The sequence below is a fragment of the Campylobacter sp. RM9328 genome, assembly GCF_012978615.1.
The window spans coordinates 16,178-38,095 of the sequence record NZ_LIWF01000011.1; the positions used below are offsets into that span (position 1 = coordinate 16,178).

The 21,918-nt window shown below is 34.3% G+C and carries 19 protein-coding genes; 3 read left to right on the forward strand and 16 right to left on the reverse strand.

Going from position 1 to position 21,918, the window contains the following annotated elements; translation table 11 throughout:
* Positions 1–52 precede the first annotated feature (52 nt).
* On the reverse strand, positions 53–1,036 hold the full coding sequence (locus tag CCAL9328_RS07910; RefSeq protein WP_502707299.1) for a sensor histidine kinase: 984 nt from the start codon (positions 1,034–1,036) through the stop codon (positions 53–55).
* Entirely contained in the window at positions 1,029–1,841 is an 813-nt protein-coding gene (locus tag CCAL9328_RS07915) for a DUF234 domain-containing protein (RefSeq protein ID WP_236843129.1), read from the reverse strand. The genes CCAL9328_RS07910 and CCAL9328_RS07915 overlap by 8 nt, the downstream gene beginning before the upstream one ends.
* A gap of 79 nt (positions 1,842–1,920) precedes the next feature.
* On the opposite strand from CCAL9328_RS07915, the gene CCAL9328_RS07920 reads away from it, so the two are divergent.
* The 3 genes from CCAL9328_RS07920 to CCAL9328_RS07930 are packed head-to-tail and all read left to right on the forward strand — an operon-like array spanning position 1,921 to position 6,373.
* The gene (locus CCAL9328_RS07920; RefSeq protein WP_170000408.1) at positions 1,921–2,505 is read left to right on the forward strand and encodes a disulfide bond formation protein B; all 585 of its coding nucleotides are present in this window, start codon (positions 1,921–1,923) and stop codon (positions 2,503–2,505) included.
* Entirely contained in the window at positions 2,502–4,580 is a 2,079-nt protein-coding gene (locus CCAL9328_RS07925) for a dynamin family protein (RefSeq protein WP_170000409.1), read from the forward strand. The genes CCAL9328_RS07920 and CCAL9328_RS07925 overlap by 4 nt, the downstream gene beginning before the upstream one ends.
* Positions 4,574–6,373 (forward strand): dynamin family protein, encoded by a 1,800-nt coding sequence (locus CCAL9328_RS07930; protein WP_096021826.1) that lies wholly within the window; start codon positions 4,574–4,576, stop codon positions 6,371–6,373. Before CCAL9328_RS07925 ends, CCAL9328_RS07930 begins: the two co-directional genes overlap by 7 nt.
* An 8-nt stretch (positions 6,374–6,381) precedes the next feature.
* Here CCAL9328_RS07930 and CCAL9328_RS07935 read toward each other — a convergent pair whose 3' ends face one another.
* The 14 genes from CCAL9328_RS07935 to CCAL9328_RS08000 form a co-directional block, all read right to left on the reverse strand.
* Positions 6,382–6,897 (reverse strand): hypothetical protein, encoded by a 516-nt coding sequence (locus CCAL9328_RS07935; RefSeq protein WP_170000410.1) that lies wholly within the window; start codon positions 6,895–6,897, stop codon positions 6,382–6,384.
* 63 nt (positions 6,898–6,960) lie between these two features.
* Positions 6,961–8,802, reverse strand: coding sequence for a bifunctional tRNA (5-methylaminomethyl-2-thiouridine)(34)-methyltransferase MnmC2/FAD-dependent 5-carboxymethylaminomethyl-2-thiouridine(34) oxidoreductase MnmC1 (mnmC, locus tag CCAL9328_RS07940; protein ID WP_170000411.1), 1,842 nt, complete (start codon positions 8,800–8,802; stop codon positions 6,961–6,963).
* Positions 8,799–10,409 carry an N-acetylmuramoyl-L-alanine amidase family protein gene (locus CCAL9328_RS07945; protein ID WP_170000412.1) on the reverse strand — a complete coding sequence of 537 codons (1,611 nt, stop codon included), beginning with the start codon at positions 10,407–10,409 and terminating at the stop codon, positions 8,799–8,801. The genes mnmC and CCAL9328_RS07945 overlap by 4 nt, the downstream gene beginning before the upstream one ends.
* The gene (locus CCAL9328_RS07950) at positions 10,393–11,505 is read right to left on the reverse strand and encodes a nitronate monooxygenase (protein ID WP_096028498.1); all 1,113 of its coding nucleotides are present in this window, start codon (positions 11,503–11,505) and stop codon (positions 10,393–10,395) included. The genes CCAL9328_RS07945 and CCAL9328_RS07950 overlap by 17 nt, the downstream gene beginning before the upstream one ends.
* Positions 11,505–12,710 (reverse strand): tyrosine--tRNA ligase, encoded by a 1,206-nt coding sequence (tyrS, locus tag CCAL9328_RS07955; protein WP_236847195.1) that lies wholly within the window; start codon positions 12,708–12,710, stop codon positions 11,505–11,507. Before tyrS ends, CCAL9328_RS07950 begins: the two co-directional genes overlap by 1 nt.
* Positions 12,711–12,715: 5 nt before the next feature.
* Positions 12,716–14,905, reverse strand: a complete 2,190-nt coding sequence (locus CCAL9328_RS07960) for a RelA/SpoT family protein (protein WP_170000413.1) — start codon at positions 14,903–14,905, stop codon at positions 12,716–12,718.
* Positions 14,889–15,107, reverse strand: coding sequence for a DNA-directed RNA polymerase subunit omega (locus CCAL9328_RS07965; protein ID WP_086224742.1), 219 nt, complete (start codon positions 15,105–15,107; stop codon positions 14,889–14,891). The genes CCAL9328_RS07960 and CCAL9328_RS07965 overlap by 17 nt, the downstream gene beginning before the upstream one ends.
* A 12-nt stretch (positions 15,108–15,119) precedes the next feature.
* Positions 15,120–15,839 carry a UMP kinase gene (gene pyrH, locus CCAL9328_RS07970; RefSeq protein WP_096021831.1) on the reverse strand — a complete coding sequence of 240 codons (720 nt, stop codon included), beginning with the start codon at positions 15,837–15,839 and terminating at the stop codon, positions 15,120–15,122.
* 77 nt (positions 15,840–15,916) lie between these two features.
* Positions 15,917–17,119, reverse strand: a complete 1,203-nt coding sequence (locus tag CCAL9328_RS07975) for a murein hydrolase activator EnvC family protein (protein ID WP_502707300.1) — start codon at positions 17,117–17,119, stop codon at positions 15,917–15,919.
* The gene (locus CCAL9328_RS07980) at positions 17,119–17,928 is read right to left on the reverse strand and encodes a cell division protein FtsX (protein ID WP_170000415.1); all 810 of its coding nucleotides are present in this window, start codon (positions 17,926–17,928) and stop codon (positions 17,119–17,121) included. The genes CCAL9328_RS07975 and CCAL9328_RS07980 overlap by 1 nt, the downstream gene beginning before the upstream one ends.
* Positions 17,915–18,586 (reverse strand): cell division ATP-binding protein FtsE, encoded by a 672-nt coding sequence (locus CCAL9328_RS07985; protein ID WP_096013383.1) that lies wholly within the window; start codon positions 18,584–18,586, stop codon positions 17,915–17,917. Before CCAL9328_RS07985 ends, CCAL9328_RS07980 begins: the two co-directional genes overlap by 14 nt.
* Positions 18,564–19,739 carry a tRNA (guanosine(46)-N7)-methyltransferase TrmB gene (gene trmB / locus CCAL9328_RS07990; RefSeq protein ID WP_096024318.1) on the reverse strand — a complete coding sequence of 392 codons (1,176 nt, stop codon included), beginning with the start codon at positions 19,737–19,739 and terminating at the stop codon, positions 18,564–18,566. Before trmB ends, CCAL9328_RS07985 begins: the two co-directional genes overlap by 23 nt.
* The gene (locus CCAL9328_RS07995; RefSeq protein ID WP_170000416.1) at positions 19,739–20,956 is read right to left on the reverse strand and encodes a fibronectin type III domain-containing protein; all 1,218 of its coding nucleotides are present in this window, start codon (positions 20,954–20,956) and stop codon (positions 19,739–19,741) included. The genes trmB and CCAL9328_RS07995 overlap by 1 nt, the downstream gene beginning before the upstream one ends.
* A complete protein-coding gene (locus CCAL9328_RS08000; RefSeq protein WP_096021849.1) occupies positions 20,886–21,866 on the reverse strand; it encodes an RluA family pseudouridine synthase in 981 nt (326 codons plus the stop codon). Before CCAL9328_RS08000 ends, CCAL9328_RS07995 begins: the two co-directional genes overlap by 71 nt.
* Between the last annotated feature and the right edge of the window lie 52 nt (positions 21,867–21,918).

Below are 21,918 nucleotides of genomic sequence, written 5' to 3' on the forward strand. Positions count from 1 at the left end.
TATAATAAATTAAATTTGACAAATTTACACTAAATTTACTTAAAATATAATTTCAAGGGATAGTTATTGTAAAAATTTTAGGCTCACTTTGGACTGATACAGAGCCTTTGTGAGCATTGATAATCTCCAAACTTAGAGCTAGGCCAAGGCCATTACCTTTTAATTTTGTTGTCTTAAAAGGCTCAAATATCGCATCACTAGGCAATTTCACCCCACTATCACTGATATAAAAATGGTGCGATCCATTCTCAAATTTATGCTCCAAACTCACACTCCCACTCTCATCATCACTCTCTTCAATCGCATCAATAGCATTAAATATAAAGTTACTAAACACCAAATCAAGCAGATCTATATCACCGCATATAACTCCATCAAATCCACTAAATTTAAACTCAATCTCCTTGCTAAAAGCATATTGATTGATAGCTTCACGGCATAGAATTTCTAGATTTTCTAGCTTAAACTCAACTGCTTTTATATGGACGCCTTTGGTAAATAAAAGAGTGGCTTTGATGATTCTTTCAACTCTATAAATGGCCTTTTGAATCTCTAATATCAATGGGCGATTTTTCTCATCAATACGCTTTAAAAGCGTGCTAGTCAGCAAAGAAATCGAGCCTATAGGGTTCCTGATTTCATGTGATAAATGCGCCGCTACTGCCCCCATAGAAACGAGCCTAGCGGCTCTTTTTTCATCTGTTATATCGGTGGCTAGGATTATTTGATTTTTCATACTATGAGTTATTTTGATAGCATAAACTCTATTATCAAATTCAATCTCTTGTGTGCTTTTTTGCATATTAATTTTATCTAAAATTCCCATAATCTGCTTGGCCTTATCATTGCTTAACACCACTTCGCCATCTGTGCTAATAGCCCACAATGAAGCACCTAAGCTCTCTACGATCCCTTGGGTGAATTTCTGCAAATTCGCATATGATTCGCCTAGAATTTTATACTCTTTTTCTATTAGATATGTCTGTTCTATTAGGCTTTTTAGCCCATCTTCTATGCTTTTAGTTTTATCACTCATATAAATCCTTAAAATCATCAATATCAAACAAAATCACTCTATCATCCCTAAGCCCTAAAAGCTCATTGCTAAAGCCTGATTTTGAAAATAACGCTATTTTATCCCAATTTATTTTGGATTTTTCGCACTTTTGGATTAGTAAATTTAAGATATTTTTACATATTTTTCTCTCTTTATATTTTGCCTCTGCTACTATGGTAAAACCATCATAATTGGCATAGATATCAATCTCATTTTCTCTATCCCAATAGCTTGAGATTTGCCCTTTTGGGATATTTAAACTCTTAGATAAAAGCTCGATACAAGCTAGCTCAAACTCAAGCGAGCAATAGTGATCAAACTCATTTTTTATCTCATTTATCACTATATCTTTTTGATTGTTTTTTAAGAGATCCAAATTTGGCTCTATAAATCTAAACCAAAATCTATAAAATCTCTTTGTAAAGTGAATTTTATCTTGAATTTGATATCTTCTAAGCTCTTTTTTTAACTTTTGGTGGCGATTTTTAATAGGTTTTATCTCCTTAGATTGCTCAATTTTAATAAATTTTTTATCCAATAGCTCGCTTATTATAGCGCTACTTAATGGTCTTGGTAGATATTTACTAGTGGCAAATCTCTTTCTATCGCCCTTTGCTAGACGCATTAAAAATCTTTTTGTCTCATCATAATCAAAGCTAAACTCATCCATAAAATTATCAAATTTATTCAAAATTTCAGACTCAATCGCCACAAAAATATCATCATAACCACTCATAACCCTATCAAAAACAAAATAAAATTGTAGATATTTTATGGTTTTCAACTCATCCTAGCCTTTTAAATTTACAAAATTATAGCAAGATTTGGTTATAATAATCAAAATTCAAACAAATGGTATCTTAATGAGTAGAAATTTATGGCTATTTAGTGGCATTTTTATGCTTTTTTGTGTGGCTGTGGCGCACTTTGTTTTACAAAATTACTTTTATATGCGTCCTTGCGTTCAATGCGTTTATATACGCTATTATATGGTGATTGCTAGCTTTGGAGCGATTTTGATAGCGCTGTTTTACAAGTCAATTTGGATATATATGGCTGGATTTTTGATCTTTATATATGGCGTAATTTGCGGTATTTTAGAAGGCTTTAAGCTAGATAGGATCCATCAAGCTATATTAGATTCTAATCCATTTGGCGTAAAGGGCTGTTTGGATAGACCAAAATTTGAATTAAATATCGCTTGGGATGAGATTTTGCCATCGCTATTTAAAGCAACTGGGCAATGTGGATTAGATATGCCAATGGTGCCAACTGATATTAAGCTTGATGCCATTCAAGGCTATTTCGTCGCACTTTACCAAGATGGTTGGTATCTAATCCCAAGTTTAAAACTATTAAATATGGCGCAAATTTCAATTATTATTTTTAGTGTAGCTTTGATTTTGGGCTTGATTTTATTTATATTAAGATTAAAAGGTAAAAAATGATTAAGATATTAGAGCAAATTTGGGGAGTTAAAACCCTATATGTAGATGAGAATCATCTAAGTGAATTTAATAGCGATGAAGCGGCGATAATACTTTGTATAAATCCACGAAATTATGACAGGTTGATTAAATTAGATAGCTTAAAATCCATCTTTGATAGAGCAAATTTAAATCTAAATGAGTATAGCGTAGAGCTTAGCCAAGTAGGTATATTAAATGCTATAAAAGCCCTAAAAATAGATATTAACAAAGTTTTAGCCGGGCTTAATGAGTTAGCTAAAAATGATATTATAGATTTTAATGGCTACACTTTGATAAGTGAGTTTATAAACTCTCTTGAGCTTGATTTTAAAGATATCAGCGAGGCTACAACTCAACCCTTTCACAAGAATCTTCACACACTAAATGAGATCCATAAAATTCTAAGCGAATTTAATCTTAAAGATCTTAGCCAAAGGTTAAAAAACGCCTATGATAGCGCCAATAACTCTAAATTTAAAATAGCAGTTACTGGAGTTATCAACGCTGGTAAAAGTAGCACTTTAAACGCTTTAATGAATAAAAAAATTCTAGGCGCATCAAATATCCCTGAAACGGCGAATTTAAGTGTCTTAACATATAGCGAAGATGAATTTGCCAAAGTCTGCTTCTGGTCGCCTGAAGAGCTAAAATCAATGGATTTAGAACCAAAAATCCTAGAAGACAAAATCATCTCAATAGATGAGCTAAAATCCTACACAACGGCTTCTAATGAGATTAGCAAGATGGTTAAAGAGGTGATTTTGGGGATTAAATTAGATATTTTAAAAGATGGAATTGATATAGTTGATACCCCTGGCCTTGATGATGCGGTGGTATTGCGTGAGATTTTAACAGCTAATTATATGAGTCAAAGCGATTTTACACTTCATCTAATGAACGCTAGTCAAAGCGCAACAAAAAAAGATATGGCATTTATAGTAAATACTCTAAAAAATGGTAAAAGCGCAGGTCTAATCATCGCTCTTACTCACATTGATAAGCTTAGTCCAAATGATATAAAAGAGGTTTTAAACTACACCAAAAATAGTATAAAAACCGAGCTTAGTGAGTGTGGGTTTGATGAAAGCTTGGCTGATGAGACGAAGTTTTTTACCATTTCAGCGATTAAAAATATCGGAATAGATGAGCTAAAAAGCTATCTTTATGAGAGCTTTTTTGGCTCAAATTCCAAAAAGGCAACCCTAATTATCGATAACTACAAAAAAGAGCTTTTAAATATCGCAAATTTAATAGAAGATGATCTAAAAGCACAAAAAACAGCCCTAACATCAGATACCTCCACAGCCAAAGAGCTTGTCAAATCACTCCAAAATGAGATAGATGAGATAAGCAGTGCCACAAATAGCATAAATAGCGAACTTGAAAATCTACTTAAAAGATTAAATTATGATAACGAAAATAGCAACGCAACGCTAAAAGCCATAAGCGCTAAAATCAAAGATAGAGTAATCAGCGATGTCAAATACGCCACAAATAAAAAAATCAAGCTAGATACCGCTAGACTTGGGGTGATTATAGAGAGTGGTTTTAATGACTCTTTTATAGATTTTTTCAGAGATTTTAAGCAACAAATCAGCAAGGATATTGACTCTGCTAATAAAATTTTAGAGCTAAAACTTGGGGCGAAAAATGCGAATTTGAATCTGCCAGATATTAGGGGCTATATAGACCAAAATCTACCTAAAATCAACTACGAAATTTTAAATAGCGATGTAAATAAAGCTATTAAAAGTGATAAAAATATTGAGATTATAGGAGCTAATTTAACCAAAATTTTTGATGATTTTATAGTGAGTTTAAATCTGCCAAACCAACTTAGCAAACTAGCTAGTGCTTGTACAAACGAGTATATAAATGGTATTAAATTTGAGTTAAACGCTATGAGAGAGCATCTACAAACCAAAGAAGAACAGATAAACAAACTAGCCAAATCAGCCTTTGAAAATATCAAAGACAAAGAGCAATTAATAACCGATATAGATACCAAAATATCGCAATGCCAAGAGATCAAAAATAGGATAGAGCTATGCTAAAAGAGTTTATAAAAGAGTATAAAAGAGTATATCAAATCAGCTTTGATGATGGATTTTTAGGTGAATTTGAGAGATTTTGTGCTTTTATTTGTGAGCCGAAATTTCACCCTAGTAAGGAGCTAATCGAGAGATTAAACTTCCTTAGCCTACTAAGCCACGAACCACCGCTTGTAGCGATTGTCGGGCAGTTTAGTAGCGGGAAATCAAGCTTTTTAAACGCACTTTTAGGTGCTGATATATTACCAACTGGGGTTGTGCCAGTAACTGCTAAGCCTACATTTATCAAGTACGCACCAAATTATATGCTTAAAATTCTACACAATGATGGTAGAGATGAGTATAAAAATATAGATGAGCTAAGTGCCTTTGTAGATCAACGCCACGCCCTAAAAGATGTCAAAAATCTCACAATCTACGCCCCAAATGAACTACTTAAAAAGATAAGCTTCATCGATACTCCTGGGCTAAATTCAAGAAGCGACGCTGATACCAATGAGACTAAAATGATATTAAAAGAAGCCGTAGCTTTAATTTGGATTAGCTTAATCGATAATGCCGCTAGAAAAAGTGAGCTAGATGAGCTAACTCTCATCCCAAATAGCCTAAAACAAAACGCAATTGCCCTATTAAACCAAAAAGATAAATTAAGTAGCGATGAGATAACTAGAGTTTTAGCCCACGCCAATCTCACATATAGCAATTATTTTAGCTCTGTTGAGGCTATCTCAGCCAAACTCCAAAGAGAAAATAGCGGCGATAGCGGATTTGAAGCGGTCTTTAAATTCCTAGATAAAATAGCAAACACAAAAGAGGATTTTATCAAAGCAACTTCGCAAGAGATACTCCTATCATCACAAAATCAAAATTTAAATTTCATCAATATCTTAGATGAAATTTCAGATATTTTCACTAAATTTCAAAACAAAACTAATCTCAAATTCAGCGAACTAAAAGATATCTATAACTCTAAATTTGAGATATTTTTTGAAGCTATCAAACAAAATGCCGCCCTAATCGCAAATGAGATCAACTCCGCTTTAAAAAACCAAAAATCCGCCTATTATAAAGAAAAAACCGGCTTTTTAAATAAAAATAGCTTTGAGAAAATAGAGTATGAAAGAGTTAGCTTAGATATAGATGAAATTTTGGCTAAACTAATCTATAATGATGAGAAATTTACCAAAATATTTAAGAAATTTAAGCGAGATTTAAGCGAATTTCAAAGCGAAATCCTAGCTGATTTACAAGCTATTTTTGATGAGTTAAAAGAGCTAACACTTCGCTATAAAGCCAAATATGAAAGCCTTAGAAAATCTGACCCACTCCACTCAGATCTACTATTTGCTGATATTCGTAAATTTTCAAGTGAGGTTTATTCTCTATTTTTAAGCGATATTGAAACTCTATTTTTGGCTAAATTTTCAAATTTAGAGCTATTTTTTGAAAGGGTATTTATCAAAGTTAGTGCTAACTATCAAAACGCAATTAGATTAAGTGTAAATTTCATCGCCCAAAAATGTGAAAAAAGTAGCAAAGACTATGAATCTGACCCACTTGCCTTTAGCCTCTATTATCCTAGACTTAGTGAGATAAATGAGAGAATCTTAAATGAGTTAAGCTACTATGAATTTGAGAGTGAATTTACTGGTAACTCCACATTTATCACCAAATTCATAAACTCACTCCAAGCCCAAACAGAGCAATTAATGGATAAAAACCAAACCTACATAAACTCATTAAAAGCCAAATATAAAGGCGATCTTGATGAGCTTAGCAGTTTTAGCTGGTCTTGATGGCAGAGTCAATCTGCCAAATCTTCAAAATCAACAAAATTATCTATAAATTCATTTGCCAAAAACTTAGTATAGATATAGCTCTCGACAATACTTTTAAACTCGCTAAATTTACTCATATCGCCATCTTTTAAAGAGCCTAAAAGAGTTAAAATCTCACTATTATCTATATGTGAATTTATAAATTTTATAGCTCCACTTCTATATGACTCGCCATTTTCTATAGCTAAAACAGCTCGTAAAATCTCGCCATTTACGCTATTTGCCGCCCCAGAATACGGCACCAAAACCTTATACATATACTCTATACTATCCTTAGCACCAAAGCAGTTTTGCTCCAACCTAACGCCATTTTCATCGCACCAAATTCGATATGTCTCATCGCCTACAATATTATCAAATCTCTTGCCATCCTTGCTAGAACACTCCCAACATCTATCAAAGCACTCATCATTCCAGCCATTTAAAGCAAAAAACCTACCATCGCACTCCACAACTGCTATTTGCGTATCTTGCCAATACATTTTAATCCTTTTATAAGCTTTTGGTAATTTTAACTAAATTTATAATTGACTTAGCTTATTATTTTAGCTACTTGATTTTACTAAGCCTTTTTTTAGTTTTCTAATTAGAAATCTTGATGGATTTAGAGCATTAATTACGCTCTTTTTAACGCAAATTTGACGCCCCAAAACCATATCTAATAGCATATTAGCCCCCAAAATTCCAGTGCTAAGCCCCCTTGATCCGTGAGCTGCTGATATCAAAATATTTGGATGGTATATCGGATTTTGGTGAGTTGATTTAGCCTTTGTCCATAAGAGCGAACTATAAATTCGCATATACTCACTAGCGTTATGTATCCCACCAATTACAGGAAATCTATCCCCGCTATAACCCCTAAATCCAACATTTGAGCCAATTATATCTATATTTTTACCATCTATAAACTCACTTACCAAAGCCAAATTTGACTCATCATCACTATCCCTAGGCAAGGCATACTCATCGCCCCTAGCGTAACTAGCACCTATTAGCTGAATTTTATCAATCGCCTTTGTGATATATCCCCTAGCGCTAAGTGGTCTATTGAGATTTATAAACTCACTTACCATCGTAGTCTGCCCACGAACGCTGCTAAGTTGCATATATGGATCATTAAACTCACTTATAAAAAGTTCCCTAGCCCTATTTCCATTAGCAAAAATCACCAAATCCGCCTTAATCCCATTTAGTCCATCAAAGCCAATCTCATAGCCACTACCAAGGTGTTTGAGAGATTTTACTTCATGATTATAGAGTATATCAAGCTCTTTAGCTAGGCTTTGACAAAGATTTTTAGGCATAATTTGCATAGCTAAGCTTATATTTGCCTTAGGATATTTATCGCTACTAATTGTAAAAAATTCGCTTTTGTGGTTGAATTTACTAAGCATTTTATCATTTATCAAATACTCATCACATCCACAAAAATCCACAAACTCACCACCAAAACGGCTATAAAATTGCCTAGCTAATAAAAATGAGCTAATATGCATATCACCCAAAATCACCCCAGGTTGCGTAATGAGCGGTGCGCAAACACCGGCTAAATTTGAGCTAGCACCGGTGGCGGCTTGATTATTGCTCTCAGCTACGATCACTTCAAATCCAGCATTTTGAAGCATAGTAGCTATCGATAATCCAGCTATACCAGCACCAACTACCAAAACTCTATTAGGCTTTGTGATAGTTGGCGGCTCAAACCAAATTTGCTTTTTTATCTTAGATTTTGGAGTTATACAGATCGCTTTTAACATCTCTCGCTTTTTATGATAGCCCTTTAATTTATATATCTCAAATCCATTTTGACTAAGCCTATCACGCACAACTCTAGCAGTGCTAAAACTCCTAATAATCGCATTTTTATTAGAATAAGCGGCTAAATTTGATATGAACTCTTCGCTCCACATTTGCGGATTTTTGCTAGGGGCAAAACCATCTAAATACCATATATCAGCCCTAAAATCACACTCATCTAAAAACTCCAAAATATCACCAAAATATATATCAATAGTGATATTTGAGCCTAGATTTATCCTTAAAAGCGAATTTGGGATAATATAATAACTATCCAAAAACTCCCCATATATAACACCATCAAGCCCAAGGTCATTATAGATAGTATTTAACTCATCTTTAGTAAATGGATACTTTTCAACTGCGATATAGTGTAGGCTCTTTTTATTTAGAGTTTTAAACTTTTTAAGAGTACAATAGAGATTTAGCCCCGCACCAAATCCAGCCTCAGCCACCACAATTTCATCTTTATCTACCTCATCTAAGGCACTACTATAGGTATATTCGCACTCTTTTAAAGGCTCATAAGTATTAAAATATATATCATCAAATTTAGAGTTATAAAGTGTGTTATTTTGGTAATTTATCATTGATTTTTCGCAAAATAATCATCAATTCCATCTGCTATACCAAGAGCGATTTTATCTGTGTAGCTTTTGTTTGATAGTAGTTTATGATCATTTGTATGAGTTATATATCCAGCCTCTATCAAAACAGCAGGCATCAAAGCCCCCACCAAAACCCAAAATGGAGCCTCTCTAACGCCACCATCTACGACTTTAAATTTAGATTTAACCGCACTTAAAAGATTTGATTGGACATCAATAGCAAGTTTATTAGATGCGATGATCTTTTCTCTATTTAAGAAATTTAGATAGCTAATTTTAGTGAAATAATTCATCTCATCAGTATCAGCTTTATTTTCCAAATTCGCAGCTTGCATACTTCGCTCGCTTCTAGTAGGGCTTAGAAAATATGTCTCGATACCTTGCATCTCTTTGGCTTTTTTCTCATTTGGAGCGGCGTTTGCGTGAATGGAGATGAAGATATCGGCCTTTTTTTCATTAGCAAAGCTTGTGCGATCTCTAAGATTGATAAATTTATCATTGCTCCTTGTATAATAGACTTTATATCCACGATTTTTTAGTATTTTGCCAGCTTCTAGCGCTATATTTAATACAATATTTTTTTCATATAATTTATTTTTGCCCACAGCCCCAGCGTCCTTACCGCCATGGCCAGCATCTAATACTACAATCTTTCCTTTGGCTTGATTTGCTACCTTAGTAGGTGTTTTTTGGCTATTTTTTTGTGTTGTTGGCTTTTTATCTGTTTTTAATACTGCTTTTGTGGTGGCTTTTTGGGTTGTGTTTTTGCTATTTTTGAGTGTGAAAACTATGCTATTGCCATCAAATTTATACTCTATATCCTGCTCTTTATCATCGGTAAAAACAATTCTAACTCGCTCTTTATTAAATTGCGCTACTCTTATATGATCTGAAATTTGAGATTTTTTATTCTCATATTTGGTAGTTAATACCCCATCAAATTCAAATATCTTGCGATATGATTTACTCTGATTTAGCTCAGAAGTCTTGATATCAATCTTATTGCTATTGGTATTTAAATTCACGACAAAAGCATTTTTGGAGCTTGATAGCGATAGAATTTTGGCTATTTGATTGCTTTTGTTTTCACTTTTCGCCGTGGTTTTTACTGCCGTTTTTGTTGCGGCTTTTGCTTCAGCTTTTGCCGGTGTTTTATTATCTGTTTTATTTTGACTTTTCTCATCCGCTTTAGCTTGAGCTTTTTCTTGCTTTGTGGCTTGAGCTTTATTTTGGGTTTTTGCTTGATTTTTTGTTTCAGTTTTATTTTGGGTTTGGGTTTTATTTTCTGCGGTGGCTTTAGGCTTTTCATCTTTTTTATTCTCTATACTTTTTAGCTCTTTGGCATATACGCTATCATCAATCCCAAGTATCTTAGCACCGCTAACTAATCTTTTTAAGCTCTCTAATTTTAACTTCTCATTATCATTTAATATCGAGTTTAGATATACTCCTTTTAACTCATGATAGATTTGAATTCTATCTTGCTTATTTGCCTTGGTAAATTTATTATCAAAATCATCAAAAACACCACCACCAAAAGCAAAAATAGCAAAAAAAAACGGCAATAAAAGCTTAACTATTTTCCCCATAAACCAACTTTTTAATAAGCTCTTTAACGCTAATTATCTCATTTAGCCTATATCCATTAGCACCACTGAAAAATAGTCCCGTTTCTTTATTGCCACTTACAGCATCATAGAGCCTATCAGCGATACAATACCCAACTTGCTTAGCCTCTTTGCCCCTTTGGCATGGAGAGACGCAGTTGCTAATACACTGAATTTTTGGCCCAGCCTTTTTATCTACTAGATCAAGTAAATTTGTCTGAATCCCACGAGCCGGATATCCAACAGGGCTTTTAATAAGTCTAATATCCTCTTTTTTAGCCGCTAGTAAGACCTCTTTAAACCCATCAGCAGCATCGCACTCATAAGTCCCGATAAATCTAGTCCCCATCTGAACGCCACTCGCTCCAAGATTTATAAACTTAGCTATATCATCATGATCCCATATCCCACCAGCTGCCACCACAGGGATAGGATTTCCGCCTATATCAGCCCATTTAGATGCCTCATCTACAACAGGTTTAATCAAATTCTCAAGCTGATAGTTTGGATCTAAGCACTGCTCATATGTAAATCCCTGATGTCCGCCACTAAGTGGCCCTTCTAGCACCACAGCATCTGGTAGTCTATTATATCTATCATACCATCTTTTACAAATTATCTTTAAAGCCTTAGCCGAGCTAATGATCGGCACCAAAGCCACATCGGCAAATCCCTTAGTAAGCTCAGGCAAATTCGTAGGAAGTCCAGCACCTGAAATTATGATATTAATGCCATGTTCGCAAGCATCTTTGACTATTCTAGCATAATCATTACTAGCACACATTATATTAGCAGCTAGCGGTTTATCTCCGCAAATTTTACGCGCATTATCGATTATAGCCTTAAATCCCTCTCTAGAGTAGAAATTCACACTATCATATGGTTTTGAGTTTAGCTCTTTAGTGATGTGAGCTCTATGCTCATAATATCCAGTACCAACAGAGCTGATAACACCCAAACCACCATTTAAACTGACATTACCAGCTAATTTATTCCAGCTTATGCCAAGCCCCATACCACCTTGGATAATAGGGTATTTGATCGCATATTTTCCGATTTTTAAACTTTTTAATTCCATTATTTTACCTCTAATCTAGCATAAGCTTTTTTACCAACTTGTAATACATACTCACCCTTAGAAAGTCTAAGCTGCTCATCACTAATTTTGGCCTGATTTACACTAACAGCATTTGCCTTAATGTGGCGACGAGCATCTGAATTTGACCCAACTAACTTACACAAACTAAGCGCTTCAACTATCCAAATATCATCAGCATTAATCTCAAATTTAGCCATATCGCTTGGCAATTCACCCTTAGCATGGACTCTATTAAACTCATCTCTAGCAGCTTGAGCTTCTTTAATGCTATTAAATCTAGCAGCCAACTCTAAAGCCAAATTCTCCTTAGCAACCTTAGGATGCAAAGCTCCACTTTTGACATCATTTTTAAGCTTCTCAATCTCATCACCACTTAAACTACTTAATAGCTCATACCAAACCCACATAAGCTCATCACTAATACTCAAAGTTTTAGCGAAGATATCCTTAGCAGATTCAGTAACACCGATATAGTTACCAAGGCTTTTACTCATTTTATTGACACCATCAAGACCAACTAGAAGTGGCATCATAATGATAGCTTGTTCTTTTCCTATATTATATGTGCGACCAAGAGTTCTACCCATTAAAAGATTAAATTTCTGATCCGTTCCACCCATCTCTATATCGCACTTCATCGCAACGCTATCATAGCCTTGTAAAAGTGGATACAAAAACTCACTTATAGCTATAGGAGTTTCAGCCTTATATCGCTTAGTAAAGTCATCACGCTCAAGCATTCTAGCTACATTAAATGTGCTAGCAAGGGCTATTAATCCATCAGCACCAAGGCTATTTAGCCAAGCAGAATTAAACATTACTTCAGTTTTACTTTCGTCTAATATTTTAAAAACCTGCTCTTTATAGGTTTTGGCATTTTGTGCTATAACATCATCACTCAAAATCTTTCTAGTAACGCTTTTACCAGTTGGATCACCGATTTTAGCAGTGAAATCACCTATCAAAAATTGAACGATACCGCCGTGATCTTGAAGTAATCTCATCTTATTTAACACCACTGTATGACCTAGATGAAGATCAGGGGCAGTCGGATCAAATCCCGCCTTGATATAGAAATTTTTACCATTTTCATAGTAATCTTTAATCAATTTTTCAATTCTCTCATAATCAATTATCTCAGCGGTTCCACGCTTGATCTCACTCATAATTTTAGCTATCATAATCTTCCTTAATTTTTATATGCGTCACTTAGAGAGCTAAATTCAGCTATCTTATAACGATCCTTTAATCTATCTCTAATCACAGAGCTATCTAGATTATCGCTAAGCTCTATTACAACATCGAAATAATCAGCCGCTATCAAATCATCACTCTCGCTAAGCGTGATAGTAACTAAATCAATATTGAGTTTAGCTAAATATGTTAAAAATTCAGCCAAACTTCCTCTTTTGTTTTCGATACTTACAATAACCTTATATCTATGCGGAGCATTTCTAGTCCATTTGACAAAGATCATCTCCTCTTTATCGCTCATCAATTTTGCGGCTCTCTCACATAGTTTGTGATGGACTGTAACATTGCTATTATTTCTAAATCCTATGATATCATCGCCCCGTTTTGGGTTACAACAATAGTCAAAATCCACACTCTTAATAGTGAAATTTGAATATACAACTATATTGTCAAATTTCTGCTTTTTAACCTCGTGTTTATCGCTAAATTTAAGCGAAAATAGCTTATCTTTTTTAGAGTGAGTATCTAAAATTTGGACTACCTCTTGTAGATAGACAGAGTCTGTGGCTATTTTTGAGATCTTTTTGCTTAATCCCTCTTCTTCTAACCACTCCAAAATTTTAGCTTCATTGACATTAAATATAGCCGACAAAATATCAATCGATACTTGATAGTTTATATCACGCAACTTTTGGCGACAAAAACTTCTAATAGTCGCCCTAGCCTTCCCAGTCTTAACACTATCAAGCCAACTACAACGATATTTGGCCTCATCTCCTGTGATAATACGGACTATATCTCCATTTTTTAACTCAGTTAATAAAGGAACCTTTATCCTATTTATATAAGCTTCTTTAGCGTGTAGGCCAACTTCGGAGTGAATTTCATACGCATAATCCAAAGCCGTAGCACCCCTAGGAAGTGTGAAAATCCCACCTTTTGGAGAATAGACAGCGATATCTTCTACATATAAGCTATCCTTAGCATACTCATATAGATCCTCAATGCTCTTATCATCGCTCTCTTGAGCTTTAATATCACTTAGCCAATCAAGCTTAGGTGATACCAAGCCGCCGCTTTTATACTTCCAATGAGCCGCCACCCCATACTCTGCGGTTTTATGCATGTCAAATGAGCGAATTTGAGCTTCTATAATAGTTTTATCATCAAAGATCGTTGTATGGATAGTTTGATATCCATTTTGCTTTGGCAAGGCGATATAATCTTTAAATCTTGATATTAATGGGTTAAAATTCATATGTATAATCCCAAGTGCCAAATAGCAATCTTTTGGATTATGGACTAAAATTCTAACAGCCAAAAGATCCAAAACCTCTTCTAAGCTTATCCCTTTTCGTTGCATTTTAAGATATATTGAGTAGTAGTGTTTAATTCTCTTTTGCATAACAAAGCTATCTTCAGAAAAGCCATTTGCCAAAAGCTTTTCGCTAACCTTTTGACTAAATGAATTTATCTTTAATTGAAGTTGTTGCTTATGCTCATTTATATATGAATCTATCCCAGCATACTCTTTAGGCATAACATATTTAAAGCTTAAATCCTCTAATATATTCTTAATAGATGATATACCGAGTCTATGAGCGATTGGCGCATACACTACCAAGGTCTCTTCTGAAATTCGCTTTTGTTTCTCTGGTCTTAATACATCCAAAGTTAGCATATTGTGTAATCTATCACAAAGCTTGATAATCAAAACCCTAACATCTTCTATAGATACCAAAAGCATCTTTCTAAATGTCAAGGCCGAAGCTGCCAATTTCTCATTAGAACTAGAGCTTATAAGCTCATTTTCTCTAATAGCCACAATCTTTGTAAGCCCACGCACTAATACCGCTACCTCTTCGCCAAATTCAAATTGTAGCTCCTCTTCACTGCATTCTGTATCTTCTACTACATCATGGAGCAAAGCAGCAATAAGCATACTCTCATCGCCACCCATATGCGCTACAAATGAACAAACCAAAATCGGATGAATAGAGTATGGCTCACCACTCTTTCTAAACTGCCCATCATGTAATCTAATACAATAATCAACAGCCTTTAAAAGCATCCCCGTTGGCTTAGCTACAGAGTATAAAACATCCTTTGCCGACTCTATGCTTTTAGCACAGACAACTTCATCTATAAGCTGCTCTAAGAGCTGCTCGCTATCTATTTGATTCAATTATTCCCTCTAAAGCTACTTTACCTTGAGCTATCTCTAAAAGTGCTATATCTGTATATTTCATCTTTTGAGCATTTGCATCTACTAAAATTTGTGCGCCATTTGCTATAGCTTCAGCCCTTTTAGCCACCAAAAGCGCTAATTTATATCTATCATCACCCACAGCTTCTAAAGCCTTAGCGGCTATCTCTTCTATTCTCATTATATTCCCTTCTTATAAATTTTTAACTATTGAGCAGTTAGTATAATCACCATTTGCGATTTTTAATAAATTCCCATCTTCAAACATATTACAAACTACAATCGGAAGAGCATTATCCTTAGCCAAAGCTATAGCAGTATCATCCATAACTTTTATATTATCTTCCATAGCTCTTTCATAGCTTAGCTCATTTAATAGCTTTGCGTCGTTAAATTTCATAGGATCTTTATCATAGACGCCATTTACCTTTGTAGCTTTGATAATCATATCAGCATTTATCTCAACAGCCCTTAAAGTAGCAGCCGTATCGGTAGTAAAGAATGGATTTCCAGTCCCAGCAGCAAATATCACAACTCTTTTTTTCTCTAAATGTCTTTGGGCTCTACCTGTGATAAATGTCTCACATATAGCCTCCATCTTAATAGCACTTTGGACTCTTACACCTAATCCAGCATACTCCAACGCCTCACGCATAGCAATAGCATTGATAACAGTAGCTAGCATCCCCATATGATCGCCACTTGTCCTTTTAATAATGCCACCTTGGGCTGCGCTTACACCACGGATTATATTACCACCGCCAATTACAATGCCTACTTCAATATCGCTATTTACCAAAGACTTAATCTCACCAGCAATATACTTTAAAATATGAGAATCAATCCCAAATCCATTACTACCAGCAAGTGCTTCACCAGAAAATTTAACTAAAATTCGCTTTTTTTTACTCATAACCATCTCCATAAAATTTGGCAATTATATCTAAAACAAATTAAAAAACGCATTAATCAATATTAAATTCAAACCAATCAATTCATAGCGATCAATTCAAGTGGATTTATATGATAGTTTTTTTGCGTAACCTCAAAGGTCAAATCTTGTTTCACTCGCCCTATAACATAGCCTTTTTTCACCTTTTGGCCTACTTTGATAGTAGGAGCAATCTTATCTAAATGAGCATAAATTGTGTGAATTCCATTGCCATTTTCTACTATTACTACCTTATCTAATACAGGAGTCTCTTTGGCAAATACAATTGTCCCAGCTAAAACATTTTTCACCATAGCATCTGTAGTGGCTGAGCGAAGCACAACAGATTCATTAAAAATTTTGATATTATAAACAGGATCTACATAATCGCCAAATTTTTGCTTTACGCTAAATTTATCCAAAGGTGCAATGGTTTTAGAGCCACTATATCGCTTTACATTACCTGCTTGATAGCTTGATCCAATCATTCTTACATCATCAGTTTTAGCTCTATTTTGCTCTTTAGTTGGGGTCTGTTTTTTGGCTGGAACTTGTGGTTTGGCAGCTAGAATTTGTAAATTTTCAAGAGTTTTTCTCATCTCATCTTGCTGTTTTTTGATATCGGCTAACTTCTTAGAATAGATATTTTTATCTTGATTTAAGATATCTAAATTTCGTTTTTGTTTGCTTTGTAAGGATTTAAGGGCAGTCTGCTTTTGGCGAAATTCTTTAAGGTCAAATTTGATAGATTCAATCTTTTTTGATTGCGATTTTATCAAATTTGTAGTCTCTTCATAATCTTTGGCTAATTTTTTAAACTCACTACTCATCACTCTATTTAAATTTGATAAAATTTCAGTTGCGATTATGCTATCTTGACTCTCGCTATAATCATTTGGAGCAACCAAATCATAAGCAAAATCCTCGCTTATAATCTTAATCATCCTAAGCTCCATATCTTTTTGACTCTTAATCAATTCACCATTTTGGCTAGTTAATTTATCAAGCTCTATATTTGCGTTGCGAGCGCTATCTTCTAGAGCTTCTACCTGCTCTGATAGCTCTTCAATTTGCTTAGCGGTATTCTCTACAGCTTTATTGCCAGCGATTATATCGATAGCTAGCTCTTCAAGCTTTTTATTAATCTGATTTTCGAGCTTTTTAGCTGAGCTTATGCTATCTTTTTGATCTTTTATCTTCTCTGATACATTTGCTGAAAAGAGCATATAAATAGATATGGTAAAAAGGAGTAAAATTCTCATCATCTACGCCTTGAAAGTAGCATAACTAAGCTAACAGCTATGATAGAAACCCCGATTGAAACACCAAATAATATAGTAGCATCGCTTAATAAATTTAAATTTGGCTGATCAAATCCAACGGCAAAAATCGCACTTTTAAAGCTTGGCAAAGCCGGAAAAATCGCATAAAATATCACTACAAGAGTCGTTGCGATAATACTATCTATAATTGATAATTTATAAAGCATAGCTGATTTTAGCCAATACGGCGCACCAAAAAGCGTCATAATCTCAACTCTTCTTTTATGCTCATAAAGCCAAATTCTCATCTGTTTAAATACCAAAACAAGCCCCAAAAGCCCAACTAAAATCGCAAAATAATCGGCTATATTTTTAGATAATATCAGCATATTATAGACTTGATCATGCGTTTTAGAGAAGGTTTCAACTCGCTTTACGCCTTGGATTTTAGATAAATTTGCTTTAATATTTACCATAACATCTTTAGATGGGAAATTAGTCAATTTAAGAGAGTAAAATTTAGGCAAAATACTCTTTAATACAGAGATATTTTTAGCCGAGATATCATTTTTAAGACGATTTAAAATCAAATTCGCATCCAAAGTAGTAAGCGAAGCAAAGGTTGGTATAATCGGAATTAGCATATTGTCATTTAGCTCGATTTCTGAGACAATTATAATATTATAATCACTAGTCATCTTAAACTCATAATCACTCACAAACTTACCAAGCATCAAGCTAAACTCAATAGCAAAAAGCAAGATCACAAGCGGAAAAATAACACTAATATGGCTCTTAAATGATCTCATTTATCTCTCCATTTGATAACTCAAAGTGGCGATAATCCATCCTTAGACCTGAAGGAATTTTATGTGTAACAACCACCACGCAAGTGCCTAAACCCTCCTTTGCCGAGCGAAGAAGTGACCAGATAACATCACTAGAATAGTCATCCAAGCTACCAGTTGGCTCATCGCATAATAATAATTGCGGATTGTGTGCTAATGCCCTTGCCATCGCTACTCTTTGCTGTTCGCCACCGCTTAATTCTAATGGGAATTTATCAGATTTATGAAGTAAATTTACATGATTTAATAGCTTTGCAGCCTGTTTTTTACATACGCTTTGATTATAACCTTTAATGATAAGTGGTAGCATCACATTTCGCTCTACATTCCACTCATTTATAAGTCTAAAATCTTGAAAAATTATCCCAACTCTTTGCCTTAAAAGTGCTAAAGTAGATCTGCTAATACCCTTTAATTCACTCAAACAGACATTTAAGCTACCACTGCTAATATCCATATCTCCATACATTGAGCGGATTAAAGTGGATTTGCCACTACCACTTTTGCCGGTTATAAAGACAAAATCATTTACATTTATATTAAAACTAGCCCCATTTATAACTTTAAAACTCCTATCATACTCTAAGACTAAATCCCTAGCTTCTACAATGTGACGCATTTAACATACCTTCTAAATTCTTATGAGCTTTGACATTTTCTATAGTTAATAGCGGTTTTTTAAATAGATATAAGATACTATCATTAGTAATTAGCAGATATCTATGCTCAGGCCTATAAAATGACCCAAATGCCACCCGCAATAAAATTCCACCATCTAAAAGATGATAAATTCGCTCCAAATGTATAAAATGATCGCTATTTTTGATTGTTTGATTGGTAAAATTTGATTTTATCAGCTCCAAATTTGGCTTGGCAAACTCAAATTCACACTCCAAGCTTAGCTCATCGCTATTACCATAAAATGAGCAAATTACATCATAAATATCTTTATTTTGCCTTATCCATCTATCTTCATATTTGCTTGAAACTTCTAAAAATCTATTTTTATATATCTCTATATTGGCCTTTTTAAGATCCATAAAGCAGCCAATAGTATAATCAGCATACTCTCTATCATCACTTCTTAGCTCAAATTTGCCACCATCTTTTAAAATTCTCTTACACTCCATAGCAAACTGATCGCTCACTACTCTTCTCATCTTGCTCTTTTGCCACGGCACTGGAAAGTGTAAAAATAGCCTATCAATGCTATTTGATCTTAGAAGACTCATCACAAGTCTAGCATCTAAATTTAATAATAAAATATTTTTTAACCCATTAAGCCTAGCTAGATTATCCACTTGCATACACGCTGGCTTATAGACTTCTATACCGATAATTAGCGTCTTTGGATTGGATTTAGCTTGATAGAGTAGATGTCTACCACTACCAAATCCAATCTCTACAAATATATTATCATAACCATCTATTTTATCTATTAACTCATCGCTACTTATAATATATTCGCTAGAATTAATATTTTTAGGCTTTTTGACTGCTGTGGCTTGACTGATAATATCAGTGGCAAATACCTGCTTATAAGCCTCTAAGGCTATTTGTATAGCATCTAATCTAGCTGGTCTTGAGAGCTTATCACATTTGATTACGAATTTGTCGCCACTACGCTTAGCAACAAGGCAAAACTCGCAATTTAAAGCCTTAGTGTAGATCAGCTTCTCATCACCATTTTTAGCCTCCCAAAGAAACTCCACTCCATCAAATGATACAGGAAGCTTAATATCTTTTAAATTTTTAGCTAAGAAATTTGGCATTATTTCGTTATCACTACGGCTTTTTGGCTATATTTAGACTCTAGACCAAACTCATCTATTGCTTGAATTTTATATGTATATTCTAAGCCTTTTCTAACATCAAAATCGCTGTAATTTTGAGAATTTATATCATATATTATAAATTCCCCTTCACTACTTGATTTTGTGATTTTATACTTTATAGCTCTTAAATCACTACCTTGATCCCAGTTTAGCTCTACTGATGAGCCATTGAATTTAGCAGAGCTAAATATCGGCTCTTTAGGAGTTGTTAAGGTAGAGCCTACTACTGCGTTGTTTTGGCGTGGGCTTTCTAGGCCATCTTTATCTACTGCTGTAACTTTATAGTAATAATTTACCCCATTATCATTAATTAAATCTTCATAAGCTGTATCTAGCGTAGTAGCGATCTTTGCCATAGGAAATATATCATTTGTAGCTCGGTAAATAGCGTAATGATCAAAATCGTCATTTGAATTTGGCTCCCAAGTTAGGATAATTTTTTTAGGCAAATTCACACTAGCGCTTAAATTTATAACCATATTTGGTAATGCTTTTGTCTGTGCATCTACTACCTTGCTTGGTGCTGATATTATGCCGTTATATGTTTTAACTGAAATTCGATATCTATAATTCTGCCCTGGCTCAACATCATTATCTATATATTCGACATTTAATCTACCATTTATGCGAGCTACTTCATGCCAACTATCATTTGATAGTGAGCTTTTTTCTAAGATATATGAAGCCACTCTAAGATCTGGATGTGGGCGCCATAAAACTTTTATCTTATTTGGCAAGCCATAAAGAGCTTGTATAAATGTAACTGACTCAATGAGAGGTTGGGTCATAGCGCTAACTTTTTGGCCTTCAGCCGAGATATTACCTAGTTCATTATAAGTTCTAAGCTCATATAGATACTCTGTCGCTGGGGCTAGATTGGTATCGACATAGTGAGTAGCAAATTTATCATTTAATTTAGCGATTAAATTCAATTGATTATTATCATTAGGATTAGAGCGGTATAGCTGATATCCACTAATATTATAATCCGACATTAACGGCCACTCAAAAGCGATCTCTGTCATATCGCTAATAGTCTTTAATTCACTAATAGTAGGCAGACTCGGGTCAATCTGCGTTGTCTTAGTTGTAATACATCCAGTTAGAAATATCATTAAAGATATCACACAAAATATTAGCCTTAATGCTCTCATCTACTATCTCCTTATCAAATTCCTTGCCAATTAGCCCATAAAACTCACTAGGTAAAGTGGCTTTAAATTCCATAATTTGGCTACTTCTAGGGTGAATTAATCTCAAAATATAAGCATGCAAAAAAATTCTGCCTATTTTAGCACTATTGCTCTTAAAACCATATAAATCATCCCCCAAAATATGGCGATTTATACTAGCCAAATGGACTCTAATCTGATGAGTTCGCCCACTAAATAGCTTAGCAGCGACTAAATTTATCATCTTATTTTGGCCTGTTAAGATATTGGCAAATGCTGATTTAGAGGGCTTTGCGTTGCTTATTATAGCGTTTTTTAATCTATTTTGTGGATGTCTGCCAATGGGTCTATCTATCACGCAATTTTCTTTAAGCGCTAAATCGCAAAGTAGTAGATAGATTCGCCCCATATCTCGTGTGCTTAATTGTTTGCTTAAATTTGCGTGAGATTCGTTATTTTTAGCCACTACCATCACTCCGCTAGTTCCTTTATCCAAGCGATGGACAATGCCGGCACGCTCCTGGCCTGCTAAATTTGATAAGGTGTAGCCATTTTGTTTTAGCCACTCTACAAGCGTGGCTTCTTTGACGCTTGGGGCTGGGTGGATTGTGAGATTAATCGGCTTATTAATCACCAAAATATCATCATCTTCATATATAATCTCAATATCAAAATCAGCTTTAAATTCACTTTGAATTTCAGAAATTTGTGGCGTTGAAATGGTGATTTTATCTCCTAAATTTAGATTAAATCCGGCTTTATTTATTATTTTATTATTTACACTTACATTGCCATTTTTGATTAAATTTATTACTTGATTTCTTGCGATATTAAGCTTAGATGCCAACTCTTGATCCAATCTAACGCTCTTAGAAGAGATAAATTCAGTCAATCTTAACCCTTTTTTAGCTAGAATTTTACCCAATTTTTGCTTAGGTTTGAAT